This is a genomic window from Nonomuraea longispora, assembly GCF_004348345.1.
Classification (GTDB): Bacteria; Actinomycetota; Actinomycetes; order Streptosporangiales; family Streptosporangiaceae; genus Nonomuraea; species Nonomuraea longispora.
The window spans coordinates 1-23,035 of record NZ_SMJZ01000150.1; the positions used below are offsets into that span (position 1 = coordinate 1).

A 23,035-nucleotide genomic window follows, 5' to 3' on the forward strand; every position below is an offset into this window, starting at 1 on the left:
GAGGCTGACGCTGTAGCCGTTCGACATGATCGCGTCGAAGTCGCCGAGCGCGTCCGCGGGCAGCCCTTCGCGTACGTACTGGCGCAGTTCGAAGGTGGGCACCAGGTCGAGCGTGAGCGACGTGACGACGCCGAGCGCGCCGAGCGCCACCACCGCGCCGGGGAAGTCGGCGTCGCCGCGGGAGAGCGTCAGCAGCGAGCCGTCGGCGGTGACGAGGTCGAGCGAGGACACGGCGGCGGCCAGGCTGGGGATGCCCTCCCCCGAGCCGTGGGTGCCGGTCGCGACCGAGCCCGCGACCGAGATGTGCGGCAGCGAGGCCATGTTCGCCAGCGCGAACCCCGCCTCGTGCAGCACGGGCGCGAGCCGCGCGTACGTCATGCGCGCCGGCACCCTGACGGTGGCCGCCGCGCGGTCGATCTCCACGGCGTCGGGCATACGGTCCAGGACCACGAGGTCGCCGGTGGCGTCGGCGACCTTGTTGAACGAATGAGCGCTGCCCAGCGCCCGCACGTGGGCGCCGGAGGCGACGAGCCGCTGGAGTTCCTCGAGGGAGGTGGGATGGTGCACGTTTCGAGCGCGGAAGGCGGTGTTGCCCGCCCAGTTGGTCAGCGTCACGGCCCTCACCTTGCCACAGTCGTTCGTGGTCGATCTCGCCGGGGCGGGCCCGGGGGCGCGAGCGGCGCCCGCGCCCCGGGCCCGGCGGTCAGAACCCCTGGGCCAGGCGGTAGTACGCCTGGTTCCAGCGCAGTTCCTTGGCGAACCGCTCGGTCGTCGTCCCCGCGTCGATGACCACGAGTTCGACGCCGAGCATGTCGGCCAGGTCGGTCATCTCGTCGCGGCCGACGGCCGTGGACAACACCGTGTGGTGGGGCGCGCCCGCGGTGAGCCACGACTCCGTGGACGTGCGCAGGTCGGGGCGGGGACGCCACACGGCGCGGGCCACGGGCAGCCGGGGCAGCGGCTGCGGCGGGGCCACGACGTCGATCTCGTTGGCGACCAGCCGGAACCGCTCGCCCATGTCGGCCAGGCCGACCACGATGCCGGGGCCGGGCTCGGCGTCGAAGACGAGCCTGACCGGGTCCTGCCTGCCGCCGATGCTCAGCGGGTGGATCTCGCACGACGGGGTGCCGGCGGCGATCGACGGGCAGACCTCCAGCATGTGCGCGCCCAGGATCAGCTCCTCGCCGGGCGTCAGATCGTAGGTGTAGTCCTCCATGAACGAGGTGCCGCCGGGCGACATGGCCTTGAGGGTGCGCAGCAGCACCGACGTCTTCCAGTCGCCCTCGCCGCCGAAACCGTAGCCGTCGGCCATGAGCCGCTGCACCGCCAGGCCCGGAAGCTGGCGCAGGCCACCGAGGTCCTCGAAGTTCGTGGTGAACGCCTTGAAGCCGCCGGCCTCCAGGAAACCGCGCAGGCCCAGCTCGATCCTCGCCGCGTACCGCAGCGACTCGTGACGCTCGCCGAGCAGCTCAGGTGCGACGGCGTACTGCTCGGCGTACTCCTTGGCCAGCGCCGTCACGTCCGCGTCGGCGGCGGCGTCCACGGCCTCGACCAGGTCGTTGACGCCGTAGGTGTTGACGGAGACGCCGAACCTCAGCTGCGCCTCCACCTTGTCACCCTCGGTGACGGCCACGTCCCGCATGTTGTCGCCGAAGCGCGCCAGCTTCAGCGTACGCACCTCGGCCAGGCCGCGGGCGGCGCGTACCCAGGTGAGGATGCGCCCGGCCACGGACGGGTCGCTGACGTGCCCGGCCACGGTCTTACGCGCGACGCCCAGGCGGGTCTGCACGTGACCGAACTCCCGGTCGCCGTGCGCGGCCTGGTTGAGGTTCATGAAGTCCATGTCGATGGAGCTCCACGGCAGCTCGACGTCGGCCTGCGTGTGCAGGTGCAGCAGCGGCTTGCGCAGCGCGTCGAGCCCGGCGATCCACATCTTGGCAGGCGAGAACGTGTGCATCCACGCGATCACGCCCCCGCACGAGTCGTCGGCGTTGGCGTCGAGCATGACGCGCCGGATCTCCGCCGCGTCCGTGAGCACCGGCTTCCACTCCACCGGCATGGGCAACTGCTCGGCGATCCGCCGCGACTGCTCGGCCACCTGGCGCAGCGTGTCCTCACCGTAAAGTCCCTGGCTGCCGGTCAGAAACCAGATGTTCAACGCGGGCTCCTCTGTCCGTAGACGTTCTGGTAGCGGTCGTAGAGGCGGTCGATGTCGTCCTGCGGGATGGGCAGCGGCTCGCCGAGCTGCCTGGCCACGTGGACGGTACGGGCCACGTCCTCGCACATCACGGCAGCCTTCACCGCGGCCCTGGGATCCTTGCCGATGCTGAACACCCCGTGGTTCCGCATGAGCACGGCCTTCGACCGGTGGCCCTTGAGCGTCTCCACGATGCCCCGGCCGATCGAGTCGTCGCCGATCAGGGCGAACGGGCCCAGCGGGATCTCCCCGCCGAACTCGTCGGCCATCGCGGTCAGCACGCATGGGATGGCCTCGCCGCGGGCGGCCCACGCCGTGGCGTACGTGGAGTGGGTGTGCACGACGCCGCCCACGTCGGGCATGTTGCGGTAGACGTACGCGTGCGCGGCGGTGTCGCTGGACGGCGCATGCGCACCCTGGACGAGATCGCCGTCGAGGTCGCACACGACCATGTTCGCGGCGCTCAGCTCGTCGTAGGAGACGCCGGACGGCTTGATGACGAACAGGTCCTCGCCCGGGATCCGCCCCGACACGTTCCCCGCGGTCCACGCCACCAGGTTGTACCGCACGAGTTCGGCGTGCAGGCCCGCCACGGTGGCGATGGTCCTGCTCCGCTCGGCGGCCCGGTCGCCGGGCGCCGCCGTCTCCCGCCGCGCTCCCTCGCGGCTCATGGGTGCGCCTCGTTCCTGATGGCGCGCAGGGTGTGCAGCATGTTTCCGTCTCCGAAGAAGTCGTGGAGCCTGCGGTATTCGGCGTAGAGCCGGTCGTAGGCGTCGGCGCGGGCCTGGTCGGGCACGTACGCGGCCTCCGTGCGCTTGCCCATGGCCCCGGCCGCCTCCTCGATGGAGGGGTAGGCGCCGGCGGCGACGGCGGCGTGGACGGCGGAGCCGAGCGCGGGCCCCTGGTCGGAGCCGATGGCCGAGAGGGGGCGGCGCAGCACGTCGGCGTACACCTGCATGAGGAAGGGGTTCTTCAGCAGGCCTCCGGCGACGACGAACTCCTCGACCGGCACGCCGGACTTCTCGAACGTCTCCACGATCATGCGGGCGCCGTACGCGGTGGACTCGATGAGGGCGCGGTAGACGTCCTCCGGCCTGGTGGCGAGCGTCTGGCCGACGATCACCCCAGAGAGGTTGTGGTCCACGAGCACCGAGCGGTTGCCGCCGAACCAGTCGAGCGCGACGAGTCCGTGCTGCCCCACGGCCTGCTTCTCGGCGAGCGACGTGAGCTGTTCGTGCCCGTCCGCGCCGAAGGAGTCGACGAACCAGGCGAAGATGTCGCCGACCGCGGACTGCCCGGCTTCGTAGCCCCACAGGCCGGGCACGATGCCGTCCTGGACGACGCCGCACATGCCGGGCACCTCGGCGAGCTGGTCGCTGGGCATGATATGGCAGGTCGAGGTGCCCATGATGGCCACCATCTGTCCGGGCCGTACGGCGTCCGCGGCAGCCGCGGTGACGTGGGCGTCCACGTTGCCGACGGCCACGGCGGCGCCCTGGGGCAGCCCGGTCCATCCGGCGGCCCGCGCGGTCAGCCGGCCGGCCAGGCCTCCGAGCGGGGCCAGCGTGACGCCGCCGGCCTGGTCACCGACCTGCCCCGTGGCGAGTTTGGCGGCGAACCCGGCGAAGCGGGGGTCGAGCGCGGCGAGGAACTCCTCCGACGGGTAACGCCCGTCCTGGAAGACGCCCTTGTAGCCGGCGGTGCAGATGTTGCGGCTCTCGACGCCGGTGAGCTGCCAGATGATCCAGTCGGCGGCCTCGATCCAGCGCTCTGCCCTGGCGTACACGTCGGGTGCCTCTTCGAGGACCTGCAGGGCCTTGGCGAACTCCCACTCTGAGGAGATCCTGCCGCCGTAGCGCGGCAGCCAGCTCTCGCCCCGGCGCGCGGCGAGGTCGTTGATCCGGTCGGCGTGCGGCTGTGCGGCGTGGTGTTTCCAGAGTTTGGGCCAGGCGTGCGGCTCGGCGGGTGTCTCGGAGCACAGCGGCGTGCCGTCGGCGGTGGTGGGCAGCACGGTACAGGCGGTGAAGTCGGTGCCGATGCCGATCACCTGCTCGGGCGCGACGCCCGCGGCGGCGACCGCCTCGGGGACGGCGGTCCTGAGCACGTCGATCCAGTCCTGCGGCGACTGCAGGGCCCAGTCGGGGCCAAGCCGTACGCCGGAGCCGGGCAGTTCCGTCTCGATGACGCGGTGGGTGTACTCGTGGACGGCGCTGCCCAGTTCGGCGCCGTCGTGCACGCGGACGACGACGGCACGCCCTGAGAGGGTGCCGAAGTCCACTCCGACCACGTAGGTGTTAGCGTTCACATGGAACTCCAGGGGTTATCCGGGGGCATCCCCATCATCTACCGAGTTGGGGCGGTGCTCGACCTCACGACGAAGACGGGGCGTACGACCAAGCGCTCGTACGCGGTGGGACCGTTGTCGATCTGCCGCAGCAGCACCTCGATGCAGTGCCGGCCCACCACGCCGAAGTCCTGCCTGACCGTGGTGAGGGGCGGCGAGAAGAACTCCGACTCGGGGATGTCGTCGAAGCCCACCACGCTGATCTGGTCGGGGACGCGCACTCCCGCCTCGCTGAGGGCGCGCAGCACGCCGAGCGCCATCTGGTCGTTGGCCGCGAAGACGGCCGTGACGCCGTCCATCCGGGCCAGGATCTTGCCCGCCCCGTAGCCGGCGCGCGGGCTCCAGTCGCCGGCCAGCGGCTCGGGCACGTCCCGGCCGGCCTCCTCCAGCGCGGCACGCCAGCCGCGGACCCGGCCCTCGGACTCCAGCCAGTCGGGCGGGCCGCCGACGTGCCACACGGTCTCGTGCCCCAGTCGCAACAGGTGCCGCGTGGCGAGCCTGGCGCCCTCGACCTGGTCGATGCACACCACCGCGACGTCCGCGTCATGCGTGCCCTCGACCGCCACCGCCGGCATGCCGGACGGCAGGTTCTCCAGGGCTCGCGCGGCCGAGCGCTGCGGGGCGACCACCACCACGCCGTCGACACCCTGCTCGGCGAGGTAGTCGATGGCGTCGCGCACGCCGGCCGCGTCGATCGACTTCAGGCTGACGATGCTGACGAAGTAGCCGGCGCTCCTGGCCGCCTGCTCGATGCCGTACATCGTGCTGGCCGGGCCGTACAGCGTGGTGTCGAAGCTCACCACGCCGAGCGTCCTCGACCGTTTGGTGACCAGGGCGCGGGCGACCAGGTTGCGCCGGTAGCCCAGCCGGATGATCGCCTCCTCCACGCGGGCGCGGGTGTCGGCCCGGACGTTCGGGTGGTCGTTGAGCACCCGGGAGACCGTCTGGTGCGACACGCCCGCCTCCTTGGCCACGTCGGCCATGACCGGCAGACGGCGCTTGGGGGTCGTCACGGTCTCTCCTTTCACTCGGCCGGACAGGTCGCTGCTAACGCGCGGCGCCCGCCCTGCGCTTGGTCCACACGTCGAAGGCCACCGCGGCGAGGAGGACGGCGCCCTTCACGAGCATGACCCGCTCGCTCGGCGAGCCGATCAGGGACATGCCGTTGTTGATGACGGCCATGATGAGGCCGCCGGTGATCGCGCCGACGATCTTACCGACGCCTCCCTGCACGGCCGCCCCGCCGATGAACGCCGCCGCGATGGCGTCCAGCTCGAAGGCGTTGCCCGCGGTGGGACCCGCCTGGTTGAGCCGGCCGGCGAAGATGATCCCGGCGACGGCCGACAGCACGCCCATGTTCACAAAAATCCAGAAGACCACCGACTTGACGCGTACGCCGGACATGACCGCCGCCTGGAGGTTGCCGCCGATGGCGTAGACCTGCCGGCCGAACACCGTCCTGTTGGCCATCAGCGAGTACGCCAGCACGAGCACGGCCAGCAGGACCAGCACCCATGGCAGGTTGTTGAACCGGGCCAGCTGCACGACGAGGAAGAGGATCAGCGCGGCGCCGGCCGCCATCTTCAGCACGAACACCGCCATCGGGTCGACCACCTGCCCGTACCCCTGGCGGGCGGTGCGGGAGCGCCACTGGGCGGCGACCATGCCGGCGACGGCGGCGACGGCGACCAGCAGGCTGAACAGGTCGGCGCCGCCGAGCGCGCCGAGGCCGATGTTGCCGAGATAGCCGCTGGTGAAGCCGTTGGCGAGGGTGCGGACCTGGTCGGGGAACGGGCCGATGCCCTGGTTGCCGAGCACGGTCAGGGTCAGCGCCCGGAACAGCAGCATGCCGGCCAGCGTCACGATGAACGCCGGGATGCCGAAGTAGGCGATCCAGTACCCCTGCCAGGCCCCGATGAGGGCTCCGGCCAGCAGTGTGATCAGCAGGGCCAGCGGCCAGGGCACGCTCATGTTGACCATGAGCACCGCGGCCAGCCCGCCCGTGACCGCGACCACCGAGCCGACGGACAGGTCGATGTGCCCGGCGATGATGACAAGGATCATGCCGATGGCGAGGATCAGCACGTACGAGTTCTGGACGATGATGTTCGAGATGTTCTGCGGCGTGAGCAGGGCGCCGTCGGTCAGCACCGAGAACAGCGCCACGATCAGCGCGAAGGCGATGTAGATGCCGCTCGACCGCAGGTTCAGCGACAGTCCGCCGAGCGACACCCGGCCCGGCCGCCGGGGCGGTCCTCCGTCGCCCTTGGCGCCGACCTCCACGTCGGCGGGCGTGATGCTGCTCATGTGAGCTACTCCTGTCCCTTGGTCATGAGGTGCATGAGGCGTTCCTGCGTGGCGTCCCGGCGCGGCACCTCGCCCGTGACGCGCCCCTCGGAGAGGGTGTAGATGCGGTCGCACAGGCCCAGCAGCTCAGGCAGCTCCGAGGAGATCACGAGCACGGCCCTGCCCTGGTCGGCCAGGCGGTTGATGATCGTGTAGATCTCGTACTTGGCGCCGACGTCGATGCCGCGGGTGGGCTCGTCGAGGATGAGCACGTCGGGCTCGGTGAGGATCCACTTGGAGAGCACCACCTTCTGCTGGTTGCCGCCGCTCAGCTGGCCGACGACGCTCGACACGCTGGGCGCCTTGATGTTCATGCTCTTGTGGAACTCCTCGGCGACGCGATATTCCCGCATCTCGTCGACCCAGCCGCGCTTCGACATCCCGGGCAGCCCGGCGGCGCTGATGTTGCGTTTGACGTCCTCGATCAGGTTGAGCCCGTACCTCTTTCGGTCCTCGGTGGCGTAGGCGATGCCGTGCCGGATGGCGTCCTGGACGTTGCGGACCTCGATCGGCTTGCCGTCCTTGAAGATCCTGCCGGTGATGTGCACGCCGTACGTCCGCCCGAAGACGCTCATCGCGAGCTCCGTGCGGCCCGCGCCCATCAGCCCGGCCAGGCCGACGATCTCGCCGCGGCGCAGCGAGAGCGCGGCGCCGTCGACCACCTTTCTGTCGGGCTGGTTGGGGCTGTACACCGTCCAGTCCTCGATGCGCAGCACCTCGTCGCCGATCGCCGGCTCGTGCGGCGGGAACCGGTTGTCGAGCGCGCGGCCGACCATGCCGGAGATGATGCGGTCCTCCGTGACCTGGTCGGCCCGCATGTCCAGGGTCTCGATCGTGCGGCCGTCGCGGACGATCGTGACGGAGTCGGCGATCGCGGTCACCTCGTTGAGCTTGTGGGAGATGATCACGCAGGTGATGCCCTCGTCGCGCAGGCCGCGCAGCAGGTCGAGGAGGTGCGCGGAGTCGTCGTCGTTGAGCGCGGCTGTGGGCTCGTCGAGGATGAGCAGTCTCACCTCCTTCGCCAGCGCCTTGGCGATCTCGACGAGCTGCTGCTTGCCCACGCCGATGTCGGCGATCGCCGTCGTCGGGTTCTCCCTCAGCCCGACCCGCTTCATCAGCGTGGCGGCCTCGTAGTTGGTGCGGTTCCAGTCGATCAGGCCGCGCCTGGCACGCTCGTTGCCGAGGAAGATGTTCTCGGCGATCGACAGCTGCGGGCTGAGCGCCAGCTCCTGGTGGATGATGACGACGCCGGCGCGCTCGCTGTCGCGGATGCCGCCGAACTCGCACCTCCGTCCCTCGAAGGTGATCTCACCCTCGTAGTCGCCGTGCGGGTAGACGCCCGACAGCACCTTCATCAGCGTCGACTTGCCGGCGCCGTTCTCGCCGCAGACGGCGTGGATCTCGCCCCGCCGTACGGACAGGTTGACGTCCTGCAGCGCCTTGACGCCGGGGAACGTCTTCGTGATCCCGCTCATCCGCAAGATTTGCTCGGTCATGATTCCTCGCTCACAGGCCGGAAGGCCCCGGGCACCCGGCCGGTCCCCGGGGCGCCGGGGCCTACTTGAGCTGGTCCTCGGTGTAGTAGTCGCTGCCGACGATGACGTCCTTGTAGTTGCCCTTGTCCACGATCACCGGTTCGAGCAGGTACGAGGGCACGACCTTGTTGCCGTTGTCGTAGTCCTTGGTGTTGTTCACCTCGGGCTTGCCGCCCTTGAGCACGGCGTCGGCCATCTTCACGGTCTGCGCGGCGAGCTCGCGGGTGTCCTTGAAGATGGTGGAGTACTGCTCGTCGGCGATGATCGACTTGACCGATGCGAGCTCGGCGTCCTGGCCGGTCACGACCGGGTAGGCCTGGTCGCCGCGGCCGTAGCCGGAGCTCTTGAGCGCCGACAGGATGCCGATCGACAGGCCGTCGTACGGCGAGAGCACGCCGTCGACCTTGGTGCCGCCGGTGTAGGTCTTGGTGAGGATGTCCTCCATGCGCTTCTGCGCGGTGGCCGGGTCCCAGCGCAGGATCGCGGCGGTCTTGAAGTCGGTCTGGCCGCTCTTGACGACGAGCGTGCCGTCGTCGATCTTCGGCTGGAGCACGGACATGGCGCCGTTCCAGAAGAACGTGGCGTTGTTGTCGTCGGGCGAGCCGCCGAACAGCTCGACGTTGAACGGGCCCTTCTCGCCGTCCTCCACGCCGAGTCCCTTGAGCAGCGAGGTCGCCTGCTGCACGCCGACCTTGTAGTTGTCGAACGTGGCGTAGTAGTCGACGTTGGGGCTGTTGCGGATCAGCCGGTCATAGGCGATGACCGGGATCTTGTTGTCGGCGGCCTGCTGGAGCTGGCTCGTGAGCGCGGTGCCGTCGATCGAGGCGACGACCAGCAGTTTGGCGCCCTTGGTGATCTGGTTCTCGATCTGGTTGGCCTGCGTGGGGATGTCGTTCTCCGCGTACTGCAGGTCGACCTTGTATCCGAGCTTCTCGAGCTGCGCCTTGACGTTGTCGCCGTCGTGGATCCAGCGTTCCGACGATTTGGTGGGCATCGTGACGCCGACGAGGGCGCCGGCGTTGCCCGCCGCGGCGGAGGCGGAAGCCTCGGCGTCGATGGTCTTCACGCTCGACCCGCAGCCCGTCATGGTCACGGCGAGCGCGATGGCGGACACCACGCCCCCGATCCGTCCCAACCTCATGTCATCTCCTCGCGAAGGGGGTCACGGCAGCGCTGGACGCCCCGGCTGCCGATGGAGCGGTGATTCTGTTCACGGAACGTGATGAAGAAGGCCTGATCTCGCGGTCACCACCGCCCGATTGTTATCGTTAACAAACGGCTTGTCAACGGTCCCTCATACCGGCCGGTAACGTTCCTACATGGCCTCCTCGCAGGTCAGCGGCGCGAACGGGCCGAAAAGAGGCGCTGCAGCAGAATGAAGACGAACAACAGCAGGCCGATGAAGATCTTGGTCCACCAGGACGACAGCGTGCCCTGGAAGCTGATGATCGTCTGGATCAGCCCGAGCACGAGCACGCCGAGCACGGTGCCGAACAGGAAACCGCTGCCACCCGTCAGCAGCGTGCCGCCGATGACCACCGCCGCGATCGCGTCCAGCTCCATGCCGACCGCGTGCAGGCCGTAGCCGGAGAGCATGTAGAACGACAGCAGCACCCCGCCGAGCGCCGAGCAGAAGCCGCTGATCGTGTAGACCGCGATCTTCGTCCGGCCCACGGGCAGGCCCATCAGCATCGCCGACTGCTCGTTGCCGCCGGTCGCGTAGACCGAGCGGCCCAGCCGCGTGTAGTGCAGCACGTACGCCGCCACGAGCACCACCACGACCGCGATCACCACGCTGGGCGAGATCCACAGGTCGGCGAACAGGTCGATCCTGGTCTGGGCGAACGCCGTGAACGTGGCGTCCTGGATCGGGATGGAGTCGGTCCCGATCGTGTAGCACAGGCCTCGGGCCAGGAACATGCCCGCCAGCGTCACGATGAACGGCTGGATGTCGAAGGCGTGCACGATGTACCCCATCACCAGCCCCAGCCCCGACCCGATCGCCAGCACGAGCGGGATCACCACGTACGGAGGCCACCCCGGCCCCGCCATCAGACCGGCCGCCACCATGGTCGACAACGCCACCACCGATCCCACCGACAGGTCGATGCCCCCGGTGAGGATCACGAACGTCATCCCCACCGCCACGACCAGCAGGAACGCGTTGTCGATGAAGACGTTGAGCACCACCTGCCCGTGGGCGAACCCCTCATAGCGGATCCCGCCGGCCACGAACATGGCCACGAGCAGGCAGCCGGTCACCAGCACCGGCAGGTATCTCACGGGCACGGCCGCCCGGCCCAGCGTCATCGTGCTCATCGCCTCACTCCGTACGGCGGGCTCGATCTCCGTCTGCCGCCGCCCGCTCAAGACCGCACTCCGTCCGGCGGCACTTCCTCGCGCACCCGCGCCTTCTCCTCGGCCACGGCGGCCGGCGGGGCGGTTCCGCCCCGCCGGCGGAACACCTTGGCGCGGAAGGACGGCGACTGGATGAGGCAGACCGCCGTCACGACCAGCGCCTTGAACAACAACGTCGTCTCCGGCGGCACGCCGATCGAGTAGACGGTGGTGGTCAGCGTCTGGATGATGAGCGCGCCCAGCACGGTGCCGGCCAGCGAGAAGCGGCCGCCCGCCAGCGACGTGCCGCCGATCACGACGGCCAGGATGGCGTCCAGCTCGATCCACAACCCGGCGTTGTTGCCGTCGGCGCTGGAGACGTTCGAGCTGATCATCAGTCCGGCCACGCCCGCGCAGAGCGCCGCGAACGCGTACACCATGACGATGATCCCGCGCGACCTGATGCCGGCCAGCCGGCTCGCCTCGGCGTTGCCGCCGACCGACTCGATGAGCATGCCCAGCGCCAGTCGCCGGGTCAGGAACGCGGTGATCGCCAGCACGGCCAGGACGATCAGCACACCGAACGGCACGGTCAGCCAGTAGCCGCCGCCGATCATCTTGTACGCCTCGTCGTTGACGGTGATGATCTGCCCGCCGGTGATGAGCTGGGCCAGGCCGCGCCCGGCCACCATGAGGATGAGGGTGGCGATGATCGGCTGGATGCCGACGCCCGCGACGAGGAACCCGTTCCACGCCCCCAGCAGCAGGCAGAGCCCGAGCGCCGGCGCCACCGCCGCCAACACGCCGGCGTCCTCGCTGATCCGCAGGCACGCGAGGGCGCCGGAGATCGCCACCACCGAGCCCACCGACAGGTCGATGCCCCCGGTGGCGATGACGAGCGTCATGCCGAGCGCGACCAGGATCAGCGGGGCGCCGAACCGCAGGATGTCGATCAGGCTGCCGTACAGGTGGCCGTCCCTGACCTGGATCGCGAGGAAGCTCGGGGTGAAGAACACGTTGAGCGCCAGCAGCAGCACCAGGACCGCCGCCGGCCAGAGCAGCCGTCTCATGAGGCCCGGCCTCCGCTCGCGATCGTCTCCGTGAGCACGTCCGTGGTCAGCTCGTCGTCGTTGGGCAGCTCGGCCACCAGCCTCCGGTCGCGCAGCACCTCGACCTTGTGGCTGAGCCGCAGCACCTCCTCCAGCTCCGCCGAGATGAACAGCACCGCCATGCCCCCGTCGGACAACTCCGCCACCAGGCGCTGGATCTCGGTCTTCGCGCCGACGTCGATGCCCCGGGTCGGCTCGTCGAGGATGAGCAGGCGCGGCTCCAGGATGAGCCACCTGGCCAGCACCACCTTCTGCTGGTTGCCGCCGCTGAGGTCGCGTACGAGGTGCTCGGGGTCGGGCGGGCTGATCCGCAGCGCCTTGACGTACCTGCCGACCAGCTCGTCCTGCGCGTCCCTCGGCACCGGTCGCGTCCAGCCCCGGGTGGCCTGGAGGGCCAGGATGATGTTCTCCCGCACGGTGAGGTCGGGGACGAGCCCGTCCTCCTTGCGGTTCTCCGAGCAGAACGCGATCTTGTGGTTCATGGCCGCGCGCGGCGTGCGCAACGACGCCGGCGCCCCGCCGACCGTGACCTCGCCCGTGCTCGCGTGGTCCGCGCCGAACAACAACCGCGCGATCTCCGTACGGCCGGAGCCGAGCAGACCGGCCAGGCCCACGACCTCGCCCTCGTGGACGGTGAGCGAGAACGGCTCGATGGCGCCGGCCCTGCCGAGCTCGCGCGCCTCGACCAGCGGGCGGTCGAAGACCCGGGCCGCGCCGTGCAGGCGTTCGAGCGCGTCCAGTTCCTGGCCGATCATCTTGGCGACGAGCTGGACCTGGCTGAGCTCGCTGGTCGGCCATTCGCCGACGAGCCGGCCGTTGCGAAGGATCGTCATCCGGTCCGAGATCTCGTAGATCTGGTCGAGGAAGTGGGAGACGAAGAGGATGGCGATGCCCTCCTCCTTGAGCCGCCTCATCACCATGAAGAGCTGCTCGACCTCGCCCGCGTCCAGGCTGGACGTGGGCTCGTCGAGGATCAGCACCCTCGCGTCGACGTCGAGCGCCCGCGCGATCGCCACCATCTGCTGGATCGCCGGCGAGTACGACGACAGCGGCGCCGCCACGTCCAGGCTCAGCTCCAGCCGCGACAGCAGTTCGGCGGCCCTGGCCCGCATGCGTCTCCAGTCGATGCGGCCCAGGCGGCGCGGCTCCCTGCCGATGAGGATGTTCTCGGCGACCGAGAGGTTCGTGCAGAGGTTGACCTCCTGGTAGACCGTGCTGATGCCGGCCTGACGCGCCTCCAGGGGGCTGCCGAACGCCACGCCGGCGCCGTCGAGTTCGATGGTGCCCGTGTCGGCGGGGTACACGCCGGTGAGCACCTTGATCAGCGTGGACTTGCCCGCGCCGTTCTCTCCCATGAGCGCGTGCACCTCTCCGGGTGACAACCGCAGGTCCACGCCGTCCAGGGCTTTGACGCCCGGAAACTGTTTGCCGATCCCGCTCATCGTCAGGACCGGCGCGGGTACGGCCATACGCCCTCCCCCTTCGCAGGTGGGCCGGGGCCGGGGCGGCCCCGGCCGGCCGGTCAGTACTGGCGGGTGGACAGGACCTGCTCGGCCTGCTCCTGGGTGAACGTCGTCTCCTCGGTCACCACGCGGGCGGGCACCTGCTCGCCCTTGACGACCTTCTTGGCCAGGTCCATCAGCTGCGGGCCGAGCAGCGGGGAACACTCGACGATGAAGTTGATCTTCCCGTCGGCGAGCGCCTGCATGCCGTCCTTGACGGCGTCCACGGTGATGATCTTTATGTCCTGGCCGGGAACCTTGCCCGCGCCTTCGATCGCCTCGATCGCCCCGAGGCCCATGTCGTCGTTGTGGGCGTAGAGCACGTCGATGTCCGGGTTCGACTTCAGGAAGGCCTCCATGACCTCCTTGCCCTTGGCCCTGGTGAAGTCACCGGTCTGCGAGGCTATGACCTTGAACTTCGGGTCGGCCCCGATGACCTCCGCGAAGCCCTCCTTGCGGTCGTTCGCGGGCGCCGAGCCGGTCGTGCCCTGCAACTCGACGATGTTCACCGTGCCGGTGGCGTCCTTGTACTCCTCCACCAGCCACTGGCCGGCCTTCTTGCCCTCCTCGATGAAGTCCGAGCCGAGGAAGGTCTTGTAGAGGGTCGTGTCCTTCGAGTCCACCGCGCGGTCGGTCAGGATGACCGGGATCTTCGCGTTCTGGGCCTCCTTGAGCACCGTGTCCCAGCCCGACTCCACCACCGGGGAGAAGGCGATGACGTCCACCCTCTGCTGGACGAAGGAGCGGATGGCCTTGATCTGGTTCTCCTGCTTCTGCTGGGCGTCGGAGAACTTGAGCGTGATGCCCGCCTTCGCGGCGGACTCCTGCACGGACTTCGTGTTGGCGGTGCGCCACCCGCTCTCCGCGCCGACCTGGGAGAAGCCCATGGTGATCGAGTCGTCTCCGCCGCCGGAGCCGCCGCCGTCACTGCCACTCTCGCTGCCGCTGCTGCCGCACGCCGCCACCGCCATCGCGGTGAGCCCGGCGAGCACCAGCGCCGAGATCCTCTTCAACACGTGGGAGTCCCTTCCTATGTGAGCGCTAACACCCCGGTACGGCCGCCAGCGCCTCCTGCTTTCCCGCCGGTCACCTTCTCCTGCCTGACACGCCGCGAGCCGGCGGACGCGAGTTCCGCCGCCACGCTCCTTTGCCGATCTGGCCCCGACTGTGAACGTTAACAACGGGTGTCGTCAAGGGCCCTCCGGATTACGGTCGGGTCACGTGCGCCCGCCCTTGACGGGGTTCGCGGACCTGGCGTGCGACTTCCACCTCGGCAAGACGTTGGGGTCGCGCAGACACCACCGGCACTTCCAGACGTTAACCCGAACGGGCCTGCGCGCCGTCACGCGCGAGGTGCCCCGAATTCCGGGACACGTGCCGTCGCCGCTCACCCCCAGGCGACGATCGCGAGCAGCGTGGTCACCGCCGAGGCGAGCGCAGCGTCGCCTGACATGCCGGCGCGCTCGCGGGCCTGCTCGGGGGTGATGCCCCTGGTGGCCAGGCGCCGGAAGGTGTCCTGGTCCATCGAGACGCGGGCGGCGGGCTCCGCTCCGGCGGGGCACATCCTCCACCGGCCGTCCCCCCGGGCGGCGTGCCACCGGTCGCCGTCCACAGCGGTCTCGGCGTCTGGGCCGCGAGGCCGGTCGCCACCTCGGCGGCGAGCTGGATGGTGCGGGCGGCGAGCGGGGAGTGGCTGCGTCCGGCCGGCCAGTGCAGGTGGATCCGGCGTGGCGGGGGCGCTGGGCGTAGTTCGTGGACGCGGAGCCGGTCGTCGTTGTGGGCTCCGGCGCCGTGGACCACGAGCCAGGGCAGCACGACCGATCCCATGCCGGCCCGCACCATGGACAGCAGGGCCTCATTGCTCGCCGTGCGGAACACGATACGCGGGCCGGCGCCGGCACGGGTCATCGCTTGTTCCATGGCCGGCTGGTCGCAGGTCAGCGGCCAGGCGACCATCGGCGCGGCGTCCAGCCTCCGCACGGCTACGGGTCCGTCGGGGAAGACGCCGGCACGGGCGACGAGCAGGTAGGGCTCGGCGAGCAGTTGGACGGATTCGACGTCGCCGTCGAGGCGCCCGTCGTAGAACAGCAGGTCCAGGTCCCCGATCCGCGGGTTCTCCGGCTCTTCCTCCGACAGGCGGATGTCGCAGCCGGGGAACTCCTCGCGCAGCCGCCGCACGACGACCGGCAGGATCACGTTCGTCACGCTCTGGAAGGTTCCGATGTCGATACGGCTCTCGCCGGCCTGGAACCGCTCGATCGCCGCGTTCATCTCCTCGGCCTTGGCCAGCATCTCGCGCCCGCGGTCGAGCACCAGCGCGCCCAGCGGGGTGAGGCGAACGGGCCTGGGGCCTCCCGGCCGGTCGAAGACGGCCCCGCCGGCCGCCTTCTCGAGCGCCGCGATCCGCTGGCTGACGGTCGACTGGGTGTAGCCGAGCCGAGCGGCGGCCCGGCCGAACGATCCCTCGTCGGCGACGGCGGCCAGCGCGGTCAGGTGTCGCAGCTCGATGTCGGACACGAGTCCAGGCTAGCTCTGTTCATGCGTGATAGCGATTGACATGATGAGAAATCATCGCTTTTCACGATTTACTTGCGAGCCTAGTGTGATTGCCATGACGACGAGCCGGCTGCGCTGAGCCGACGCGGAGGTGATCGGTATGCCCATGGACTTGGACCACGAACTCCTCGACTACGAGGACCCGCTGCGGACCGCCGCCGCGCCCGCACCCGGTGAGCGCATTCTCGACGTGGGGTGCGGCACCGGCGCCACCAGCCGGGACCTCGCTCCCGCGGCCGCTCCGGGTCGCGTCCTCGGGGTCGACATCAGCGCCGGCTCGCTGTCGCGTGCCGAGCAGCTGACCCGGGACGGGGGGATCGAGAACGTCGGCTACCTGTGTGCCGACGCCCAGACCTACCCGTGGCAGAAACCGGCCTTCGACGTGGTGGTCAGCCGGTTCGGGGTGATGTTCTTCGACGACCCACCGGCGGCGTTCGGCAATCTGCGCCGGGCACTGCGCCCTGGCGGGCGACTCGTGTTCCTGGCCTGGCAGGGGCGGCTGCGCAATGAGTGGGCGGTGCTCGCCGACCGCGTGTTCGACGGGGTCTTCGGGCCGCCGGACCGGCCGGCTCCCGAGATCGGGCCGTTCTCCCTCGCCGACGAGCGCGCCACGCGGCGGTTGCTACGCGCCGGCGGCTTCGCGCGGGTCCGCCTGCACCCCGTGGACAAGCCGGTCCGCTACGGGAAAGACCTGGACGAGGCGGTGGAGTTCGTGAGCTGGTTCTCCAGTGCCCGCCTGGCCGAGCTGTCCTCCGCCCGGCGAGAGGCCGCTCTCGCGACGCTCCGTACCGAACTGGACGACCGCCGCGACCCCACCGGCGAGATCCGGCTCGGCGCGCGGGCCTGGCTGGTCACCGCGGAGAACCCCGCGAGCACACGGGAGAGCGCGGTCGGCGGGAGAGGCGACGAGCAATGAGCACGTTCACCGCGGCTCGGAATCACCCTGCCCCGATCTCAGGAGCACCCATGGAGTGCCTGATCAAGCAGGCGACGGTCCACTACGTCGAGCATGGGGCCGGCGTGCCGCTGGTCGCCTTGCACGGCGCGGGAGTCGATCACCGCGAGATCGAGGCGGCGATGGAGGCCATCGTCCCGAGAGACGGGTACCGCCGGATCTACCCGGACCTGCCCGGAATGGGCCACTCGACGAGCGACGGCCTGACCAGCAACAACGATGTCGTGGACCTGCTCGGCGACTTCATCGAACGCGTAGCGGGAGGGCCGGCCCTCGTGCTCGGACATTCCTACGGCGCCTACCTCGCCCGGGGCGTCGCCGCACGACGGCCCGACGTGGTGCTCGGCCTGGCGCTGATATGCCCCCTCGCGGAGCAGTCAACGGACGTGCCCGCGCCCACGGTGGTTCGCCAGGACCACAACGCCTACGACGACCTCGCGCCGGAGGACCGGCCGGGATTCGAGGAGTATTTCGTCGTGCGAACGCGTGCCACCGCCCGCCGGTACCGCGACCGCGTTGTTCCCTGCACGGCGCTCGCCGACGAGCTTGCGCCAGGGCGCATCTTCGCCGGATGGGCCATCGACGTCGGCCAGGACCCCTTCTCACCAGCGTCCTTGATCGTGGCCGGGCGACAGGACTCGACCGTCGGGTACACCGACGCCGTGCAGTTGTTGGACCGCTACCCGCAGGCCGGCCTCGCCGTGATCGAAGGCGCCGGGCACGCGCTCCTGCATGAGCAGCCCGACCTCGTCGCCGTGCTCGTCGCCGACTGGCTCGATCGCGCGTCTCCGAGCGGGCGCTGACCACCGTATCCTGCGCCCTTCGGAGCTCCGCGCATCGGGATCCGCGCGGCGAAAGTGGCCAGGAGAAGGTTCCGGCGGCCGCCCATGGCGATCGCAGGGTACGGCTGGTGCGGCGACGATCCAGCGTACCGCGGCTGAGATCGGCTCGGCCCGTCCCGACGTGGCGAAGAGGGCCACAACGGGGAAAGGCCACTCCGGAGAGTGGCCTTACGGTGGTGGAGCTATGGGGATTCGAACCCCAGACCTCCTCCATGCCATGGAGGCGCGCTACCAACTGCGCTATAGCCCCTTGCGATCACCAAGTGTATCGGAGTTCCGGAGCCCTTGTGTCACACCGGAGCGCCCGTGATACGTCTTAGACGTCATGTCGACGTTTGAGGAGCACAGGAGCCTGCTGGTCGCAGTCGCGTACCGGATCCTCGGCAGCGTGGCCGACGCCGAGGACGTCGTCCAGGAGGCGTGGCTGCGCTGGTCGGGGGTGGACGAGGCGGGCGTCGGCGACGCCAAGGCCTACCTGATCCGGGTGACGTCGCGGCTGGCCATCGACCGGCTGCGGTGGGCGAAGTCGCGGCGCGAGTCGTACGTCGGGCCGTGGTTGCCCGAGCCGATCAGCACCGCCCCCGACGCGGCCGAGCACGCCGAGCTGGCCGAGTCCGTGGAGCTGGCGCTGCTCGTGGTGCTGGAGACGCTGTCGCCGCTCGAACGGGCCGTGTTCGTGTTGCGGGAGGCGTTCGACCTGCCGTTCGCCGAGATCGCGGAGATCATCGCACGCAGCGAACCGGCCACCAGGCAGCTGGCCAGGCGGGCGCGCGAGCACGTACGCGAGAAGCGGCCGCGGTTCGACGTGGACCGCGAGCAGCGCAGGCGGATGACGGAGCGGTTCGTCAACGCCGCGGCCGAGGGAGACCTGGACACGCTGATCGCGATGTTCGCCGACGAGATCACGATGGTCACCGACGGCGGCGGCAAGGCCAGGGCCGCGCTGCGGATCATCAGGGGGACGGAGAACGTCGGCCGCTTCCTGCTGTCGATCGGCCGCCCGGCGAACCTGGCCCGCTTCATGAGGTCGGTCGGGCTGGCGCGGGAGGAGAGCATCTCGCTCGGCATGGCGGTGCTGAACAACGCTCCGTCGATCATGATCTCGGGAGCCGGCCGGGTGGTGTCGGTCATGTCACTGGAGGTCAGGGACGGGAAGATCAGTACGGTCTACCTCATTGCCAACCCGGACAAGATCGCACATCTGGAGCCGGCTGCGAGCGAGGCCGGCTGACCGGTCAGGCGGCGCGGCGGATGGGAATGCCCGCCTCCCGTACGAGTGCCGGCAGGTCCACGCCCGCGTCCGCGAGGATCGTGGCGGCGCCGTTGGCGGGGTCGGCGAGCAGGCCCCACAGCAGCCGCTCCCCCGTGACCGGCCCCGGCCGCCACGCCGCCACCTCGATGACTTTACTGGCGTGTATGGCCAGCGGAAGCCGCCCGAGCGGCCCGTACAGGGTGACGCGGAGCGGGCGAACCCGCGAGCGGCGCAGGCTCCACAAGAGGGGATCGTCCGTCCCCGCCATGGTGCGGCAGCGCACCGCGTCGAGGTCGATGCCGAGCGTGGCCAGCAGCGAGCGCGGGTCGCCCACGCCGACGCGCTCGCGCACGTCGTCCGCGCGGGCGGTGAACGACGCGAGCGCGAACGGGCGCACCTCGGCCAGCGCCGACACCATCAGATCGGCGCCGAGCGCGGGCCGCCCGGCGTCGAGCGCGAGGATCCCCGCCCGCACCACGGCGATGCGGGCGCCTTCCGTGAACCTGGCGAACACGTGTTACCTCCTCGTCCTGCGGGCGTGCTTGCGGTGTGCGGTCTGCCGGCGCACCCCCAGCGCGTCGGCGATCCGCTCCCAGGACCACCCCTGCGCGCGGGCGTTGGAGACGTGTGCCGCCTCCAGTTCCTCCAGCAGGGCTCTGAGCGCGGCCACCGCCGCCAGCCCCACTTCGGGGTCGCGGTCGGCGGCCCTCCCGGCCACTTCGGTGACGTCCATAGCGTCAGCATATGCTGACATGCGCCCGCGTGTCAGCATATGCTGACGAATCACCTGCCCGGCTGTCGCACGTCGCGCTGGCCGCAGGTGGTGCGCATGGTCAGGGCCCGGGCAGCGGCTCGGAGGTGACGTGCAGGACCAGCCACTCCCACCCCTCGGCGCCGCGCCGCACCGGGATGTCCCCGCCCACGAAGACCTCGCCGGAGCTCGACCGGGCCCCTGTGACGCAGTCGAGAACCGGCAGGCCCGCGATCGTGCCGCGATCGGCGGGCTGGTCGGGCCAGGTGTGGTCGAGGGGATGGAAGGGCGTCTCGGCGACGGCCAGGCCGTGCCGGTCCCCCACCGGCACGACCGCCGCGATCCGCGAGCGGCCGCTGGTCCGGCCGGACGGGAAGGTGACGACGGTGGATCTCATGCGCCGATCTTCCCAGCCGTGGCGAGCGGGCGCTCGTCCTCCAGGTAGCGGTCGCGGCCGGCGTACAGGCCGGTGCAGAGCTGCGCCACGAGGACCAGGAAGATCATCGTGTACGGCAGCGCCCACCCGCCCGTGGCCTCGCGCAGCACGCCGACCAGCAGCGGTCCCGCGCCCGAGATGAGGTAGCCGGCGCTCTGCCCGAAGGCCGACAGCGCGCCGGTGGCCTCCGGCGTACGGGTGCGCAGCGCCAGCATCATCAGGGCCAGCGGGAACGACCCCATGCCCACGGCCACCAGCACGATCCAGACCAGCGCCATGGACGCGGGCCCGAACCACAGCCCGACGAAACCCGCCGCGTAGAACACCACGAGCCCCACCACGACGGGTCGCTGGTCGCGGAAGCGGGAGGCCACCATGGGCGTGGCGATGGAGACCGGGATGTTCAGCGCGGTGAACACCCCGAGGATGACCCCGGCCTGCGAGGTGGTGTAGCCGCTGTCGGTGAGGATGGTGGGGAGCCAGCCGAACATGATGTACGCGATCATCGACTGGGTGCCGAAATAGATCGCCACCATCCACGCCAGCCTGCTCCTGACCAGCACGCGCAGGCCCGTGTCCCGGACGCCCGTGTCCCGCGCCGGCTCACTGCGCAGCAGCGCGAACCACGGAACGGCGGCCACGGCGGCCAGTGCGGCCCACACGCCGAGCGCGATGTGCCAGTCGCCCGACGCGCGCTCGATCGGCACGGTCGCGGCGGCGGCCAGCATGGTGCCTGCCGCCAGGGCCGTGGTGTAGACGGTGGTCATGATCCCGGTGCGGGCCGGGAAGTGCCGCTTGATCAGCGTCGGGATGAGCACGTTGCCGACGGCCCCGCCGGACAGCGCGACCGCGCTGCTCAGCAGGAATATCTCGGCCGAGCCCGCCATTGACCTGATGAGCATGCCCACGCCCAGCGTGACGAGGGCGAGCAGCAGCAGCCGGTGCTCACCCACGCGTCTGGCCATCGCGGGGGTGATCGCGCCCACGCTGGCGAAGGCCAGCACCGGCAGCGTCGTGAGCACGCCGGTGCCGACGCTCGACATGCCGAGGGCTCCGGCGAGCTGGTCGAGCAGCGGTCCCACGCTGGTGACGGCGGTGCGCAGGTTGAGCGCGGCGAGGACGATCCCCAAAACGAGCAACCAGGCGAGAGGGCTGGTACGGCCTCTGGTCTCTTGGGCGAGCACGCTCATGCGCCGGAGATCCTCCGTTCATCAAGTCATGGGACGAATCACCAGCCTAACAGGACCCAAACGGCGATTTATTCCTGACCGATGACGGGACCGGCGGGAACCGGCAGGACCGACGACGAACCCCCGGGCCCGGCTCAGGCCCGGGGGGCGGACGCTGGGTCCGAACGGGGGACGCCGGTCAGAGCATGGGACGCGGTCCCGCGGGCGGCGGGTCGTGCGGCGGCACCGGTCCGGGCGGCGGGAGCGTGCCTCCGGGAGGCGCGCCGCCGCCGCCCACGGTGCCGGGCGGCACCGACTGCTCCCCGCCATAGGTGGAACCGCGCTGGTGCGGCCCCGGAACGTCGCCGCGCCAGCCGCCCGTCTCACGGCCGCGCGACTCGATGAACTCCTTGAAGCGGTTGAGGTCGTTCGTGACGCGCATGCGGACGATCTGCAGCCAGTCGCCCGCGGTCTCGACGAAGCCCTCGGGGTCGTACTCCATCTGGAGCGTGACCTTCGTCCTCGTGTCGTCGATGCGGTGGAAGGTCACCACGCCCGCCTGGTGCGGCTTGTCGATCGACCGCCAGGCCACGCGCTCGTCGGGGTGCTGCTCGGTGATCTCGGCCTCGAACTCGCGACTGACACCGGCGATCTCCACCACCCACGCCGTGCGCGTGTCGCCGATCTGCTTGACCGACTCCACGCCCTCCATGAACTCGGGGAAGCTCTCGAACTGCGTCCACTGGTTGTAGGCCACCGAGATGGGGGCCTCTACGTCTACGGAGTGTTCGATACTGCTCATGGGATCAGCCACTGCCCCCGCGGGCACGGCGATAACGCCGCACCGGCCGCCGTCATCGTCGGCGCAGCAGCCAGTAGAGGCCCACCAGCGGCAGCACGAGGGGGATGAACAGGTACCCCCTGCCGTACGCCGACCAGACCGTCTCGTCGGGGAAGGCCGCCGGATCCACCAGGCTGGCGGTGCCGATGATCAGCACCCCGGCCAGCTCGATGCCGAGCGCGACCAGCGCGAGGCGCCGCGCGCCGCGCGCGAGCGCCACGGTGAGCACGATGTAGACCAGCGCCGCGAACGCCGACAGCGTGTAGGCCAGCGGCGCCTCGGAGAAACGGCCGGCGATCTGCACGGCCGCCCGCGCGCCCGCAGCCAGCGAGAACAGCCCGTAGACGGCGATCAGGGCACGCCCCGGCCCGGCGCCGATGGGTGCACTCACGCCACGCCCTGCCAGATCTGCATCAGGCGCCCGTTCATCACCGCGATCGCGAAGCCGGCCACGACCAGGATCGCCGGCCCCCACCTGCTCCGCTCGGCCAGCGCCAGGAACACCCCGGCGGGCGGGATCAGCACCCCGCCGCCGATGTAGCCGAACAGCGTCACCTTGTCGCCGGGCCCCGCTCCGCCGGCCACCGCCGCGATCACGAGCCCGGCCTGGACGAGCAGGGTCACCTCCAGCAGGGCGAACCCGGACAGCAGCACCATGCCCATCGGCCGGTTGCGGATCGCGACGACCAGGCTCATCAACATGAGCAGCAGCGAGCCGGCGATGACGATCGTGGAGACGACGGTGTTCATCGCAGGTAAGGGTATCGCCCGCGCAGGTCGGCCCCGATTCCGTCCGGCAGCCAGGTGAGGTCGCGCTCGAAGTTGTCGTCGGCACCCCTCACACCCTCTGGGCGGGGGCCTGC

At 70.3% G+C, this 23,035-nt stretch carries 23 protein-coding genes and 1 tRNA gene; 3 read left to right on the top strand and 21 right to left on the bottom strand.

Features of this window, described 5'->3' with window-relative positions:
* The 13 genes from E1267_RS30995 to E1267_RS31055 all read right to left on the bottom strand — a co-directional run.
* On the bottom strand, positions 1-615 hold a 615-nt coding region (locus E1267_RS30995; RefSeq protein WP_132337683.1), incomplete at its 3' end, for an FAD-binding protein.
* Between the two features lie 88 nt (positions 616-703).
* Positions 704-2,158, bottom strand: a complete 1,455-nt coding sequence (araA, locus tag E1267_RS31000) for an L-arabinose isomerase (protein ID WP_132337685.1) — start codon at positions 2,156-2,158, stop codon at positions 704-706.
* Complete coding sequence (locus tag E1267_RS31005; RefSeq protein WP_246064362.1) at positions 2,155-2,868, bottom strand: L-ribulose-5-phosphate 4-epimerase; 714 nt, start codon at positions 2,866-2,868, stop codon at positions 2,155-2,157. The genes araA and E1267_RS31005 overlap by 4 nt, the downstream gene beginning before the upstream one ends.
* On the bottom strand, positions 2,865-4,484 hold the full coding sequence (gene araB, locus E1267_RS31010; protein WP_132337717.1) for a ribulokinase: 1,620 nt from the start codon (positions 4,482-4,484) through the stop codon (positions 2,865-2,867). The genes E1267_RS31005 and araB overlap by 4 nt, the downstream gene beginning before the upstream one ends.
* Positions 4,485-4,540: 56 nt before the next feature.
* The gene (locus E1267_RS31015; RefSeq protein ID WP_246064363.1) at positions 4,541-5,554 is read right to left on the bottom strand and encodes a LacI family DNA-binding transcriptional regulator; all 1,014 of its coding nucleotides are present in this window, start codon (positions 5,552-5,554) and stop codon (positions 4,541-4,543) included.
* Positions 5,555-5,588: 34 nt separating this feature from the next.
* Entirely contained in the window at positions 5,589-6,848 is a 1,260-nt protein-coding gene (gene mmsB / locus E1267_RS31020; RefSeq protein WP_220449755.1) for a multiple monosaccharide ABC transporter permease, read from the bottom strand.
* A gap of 5 nt (positions 6,849-6,853) precedes the next feature.
* Positions 6,854-8,383: a multiple monosaccharide ABC transporter ATP-binding protein gene (mmsA, locus tag E1267_RS31025; RefSeq protein WP_132337687.1), complete on the bottom strand. Its 1,530-nt coding sequence runs from the start codon at positions 8,381-8,383 to the stop codon at positions 6,854-6,856.
* 61 nt (positions 8,384-8,444) lie between these two features.
* On the bottom strand, positions 8,445-9,563 hold the full coding sequence (chvE, locus tag E1267_RS31030) for a multiple monosaccharide ABC transporter substrate-binding protein (protein WP_132337689.1): 1,119 nt from the start codon (positions 9,561-9,563) through the stop codon (positions 8,445-8,447).
* 194 nt (positions 9,564-9,757) lie between these two features.
* Positions 9,758-10,792, bottom strand: a complete 1,035-nt coding sequence (yjfF, locus tag E1267_RS31035; RefSeq protein WP_246064364.1) for a galactofuranose ABC transporter, permease protein YjfF — start codon at positions 10,790-10,792, stop codon at positions 9,758-9,760.
* The gene (locus E1267_RS31040; RefSeq protein WP_132337691.1) at positions 10,789-11,829 is read right to left on the bottom strand and encodes an ABC transporter permease; all 1,041 of its coding nucleotides are present in this window, start codon (positions 11,827-11,829) and stop codon (positions 10,789-10,791) included. Before E1267_RS31040 ends, yjfF begins: the two co-directional genes overlap by 4 nt.
* A complete protein-coding gene (locus E1267_RS31045; protein WP_132337693.1) occupies positions 11,826-13,337 on the bottom strand; it encodes a sugar ABC transporter ATP-binding protein in 1,512 nt (503 codons plus the stop codon). The genes E1267_RS31040 and E1267_RS31045 overlap by 4 nt, the downstream gene beginning before the upstream one ends.
* A gap of 53 nt (positions 13,338-13,390) precedes the next feature.
* Positions 13,391-14,386 (bottom strand): ABC transporter substrate-binding protein, encoded by a 996-nt coding sequence (locus E1267_RS31050; protein ID WP_220449756.1) that lies wholly within the window; start codon positions 14,384-14,386, stop codon positions 13,391-13,393.
* A gap of 403 nt (positions 14,387-14,789) precedes the next feature.
* Entirely contained in the window at positions 14,790-15,887 is a 1,098-nt protein-coding gene (locus tag E1267_RS31055) for a LysR family transcriptional regulator (protein WP_220449757.1), read from the bottom strand.
* Between the two features lie 139 nt (positions 15,888-16,026).
* Here E1267_RS31055 and E1267_RS31060 point away from each other — a divergent pair, with 139 nt between their 5' ends.
* Positions 16,027-16,842, top strand: coding sequence for a class I SAM-dependent methyltransferase (locus tag E1267_RS31060; RefSeq protein ID WP_132337695.1), 816 nt, complete (start codon positions 16,027-16,029; stop codon positions 16,840-16,842).
* A gap of 50 nt (positions 16,843-16,892) precedes the next feature.
* On the top strand, positions 16,893-17,684 hold the full coding sequence (locus tag E1267_RS31065) for an alpha/beta fold hydrolase (protein WP_132337697.1): 792 nt from the start codon (positions 16,893-16,895) through the stop codon (positions 17,682-17,684).
* Positions 17,685-17,897: 213 nt separating this feature from the next.
* On the opposite strand, the gene E1267_RS31070 is transcribed toward E1267_RS31065, so the two are convergent.
* Positions 17,898-17,973, bottom strand: a tRNA-Ala gene (locus tag E1267_RS31070).
* A 75-nt stretch (positions 17,974-18,048) separates the two neighbouring features.
* On the opposite strand from E1267_RS31070, the gene sigJ reads away from it, so the two are divergent.
* Entirely contained in the window at positions 18,049-18,954 is a 906-nt protein-coding gene (gene sigJ, locus E1267_RS31075; RefSeq protein ID WP_132337699.1) for an RNA polymerase sigma factor SigJ, read from the top strand.
* A gap of 4 nt (positions 18,955-18,958) precedes the next feature.
* Here sigJ and E1267_RS31080 read toward each other — a convergent pair whose 3' ends face one another.
* From E1267_RS31080 to E1267_RS31110, 7 genes are all read right to left on the bottom strand, one after another.
* A complete protein-coding gene (locus tag E1267_RS31080) occupies positions 18,959-19,489 on the bottom strand; it encodes a Clp protease N-terminal domain-containing protein (protein ID WP_132337701.1) in 531 nt (176 codons plus the stop codon).
* 3 nt (positions 19,490-19,492) lie between these two features.
* Positions 19,493-19,708 carry a helix-turn-helix domain-containing protein gene (locus E1267_RS31085; protein WP_132337703.1) on the bottom strand — a complete coding sequence of 72 codons (216 nt, stop codon included), beginning with the start codon at positions 19,706-19,708 and terminating at the stop codon, positions 19,493-19,495.
* 100 nt (positions 19,709-19,808) lie between these two features.
* Entirely contained in the window at positions 19,809-20,123 is a 315-nt protein-coding gene (locus E1267_RS31090; protein ID WP_132337705.1) for a hypothetical protein, read from the bottom strand.
* A complete protein-coding gene (locus tag E1267_RS31095) occupies positions 20,120-21,352 on the bottom strand; it encodes a CynX/NimT family MFS transporter (RefSeq protein WP_132337707.1) in 1,233 nt (410 codons plus the stop codon). Before E1267_RS31095 ends, E1267_RS31090 begins: the two co-directional genes overlap by 4 nt.
* Before the next feature lie 178 nt (positions 21,353-21,530).
* Positions 21,531-22,133 (bottom strand): SRPBCC family protein, encoded by a 603-nt coding sequence (locus E1267_RS31100; protein ID WP_132337709.1) that lies wholly within the window; start codon positions 22,131-22,133, stop codon positions 21,531-21,533.
* Positions 22,134-22,185: 52 nt separating this feature from the next.
* The gene (locus tag E1267_RS31105) at positions 22,186-22,563 is read right to left on the bottom strand and encodes a hypothetical protein (RefSeq protein ID WP_132337711.1); all 378 of its coding nucleotides are present in this window, start codon (positions 22,561-22,563) and stop codon (positions 22,186-22,188) included.
* Positions 22,560-22,922, bottom strand: coding sequence for a hypothetical protein (locus E1267_RS31110; RefSeq protein WP_132337713.1), 363 nt, complete (start codon positions 22,920-22,922; stop codon positions 22,560-22,562). The genes E1267_RS31105 and E1267_RS31110 overlap by 4 nt, the downstream gene beginning before the upstream one ends.
* Between the last annotated feature and the right edge of the window lie 113 nt (positions 22,923-23,035).

Bases quoted from the DNA above. Each gene is read 5' to 3' on its own strand.
- E1267_RS31005 (WP_246064362.1), bottom strand. From the start codon at position 2,868: ATGAGCCGCGAGGGAGCGCGGCGGGAGACGGCGGCGCCCGGCGACCGG.
- mmsB (WP_220449755.1), bottom strand. From the start codon at position 6,848: ATGAGCAGCATCACGCCCGCCGACGTGGAGGTCGGCGCCAAGGGCGAC.
- mmsA (WP_132337687.1), bottom strand. From the start codon at position 8,383: ATGACCGAGCAAATCTTGCGGATGAGCGGGATCACGAAGACGTTCCCC.
- chvE (WP_132337689.1), bottom strand. From the start codon at position 9,563: ATGAGGTTGGGACGGATCGGGGGCGTGGTGTCCGCCATCGCGCTCGCC.
- E1267_RS31040 (WP_132337691.1), bottom strand. From the start codon at position 11,829: ATGAGACGGCTGCTCTGGCCGGCGGCGGTCCTGGTGCTGCTGCTGGCG.
- E1267_RS31045 (WP_132337693.1), bottom strand. From the start codon at position 13,337: ATGGCCGTACCCGCGCCGGTCCTGACGATGAGCGGGATCGGCAAACAG.
- E1267_RS31060 (WP_132337695.1), top strand. From the start codon at position 16,027: ATGCCCATGGACTTGGACCACGAACTCCTCGACTACGAGGACCCGCTG.
- E1267_RS31065 (WP_132337697.1), top strand. From the start codon at position 16,893: ATGGAGTGCCTGATCAAGCAGGCGACGGTCCACTACGTCGAGCATGGG.
- sigJ (WP_132337699.1), top strand. From the start codon at position 18,049: ATGTCGACGTTTGAGGAGCACAGGAGCCTGCTGGTCGCAGTCGCGTAC.
- E1267_RS31085 (WP_132337703.1), bottom strand. From the start codon at position 19,708: ATGGACGTCACCGAAGTGGCCGGGAGGGCCGCCGACCGCGACCCCGAA.
- E1267_RS31090 (WP_132337705.1), bottom strand. From the start codon at position 20,123: ATGAGATCCACCGTCGTCACCTTCCCGTCCGGCCGGACCAGCGGCCGC.
- E1267_RS31095 (WP_132337707.1), bottom strand. From the start codon at position 21,352: ATGAGCGTGCTCGCCCAAGAGACCAGAGGCCGTACCAGCCCTCTCGCC.
- E1267_RS31100 (WP_132337709.1), bottom strand. From the start codon at position 22,133: ATGAGCAGTATCGAACACTCCGTAGACGTAGAGGCCCCCATCTCGGTG.
- E1267_RS31110 (WP_132337713.1), bottom strand. From the start codon at position 22,922: ATGAACACCGTCGTCTCCACGATCGTCATCGCCGGCTCGCTGCTGCTC.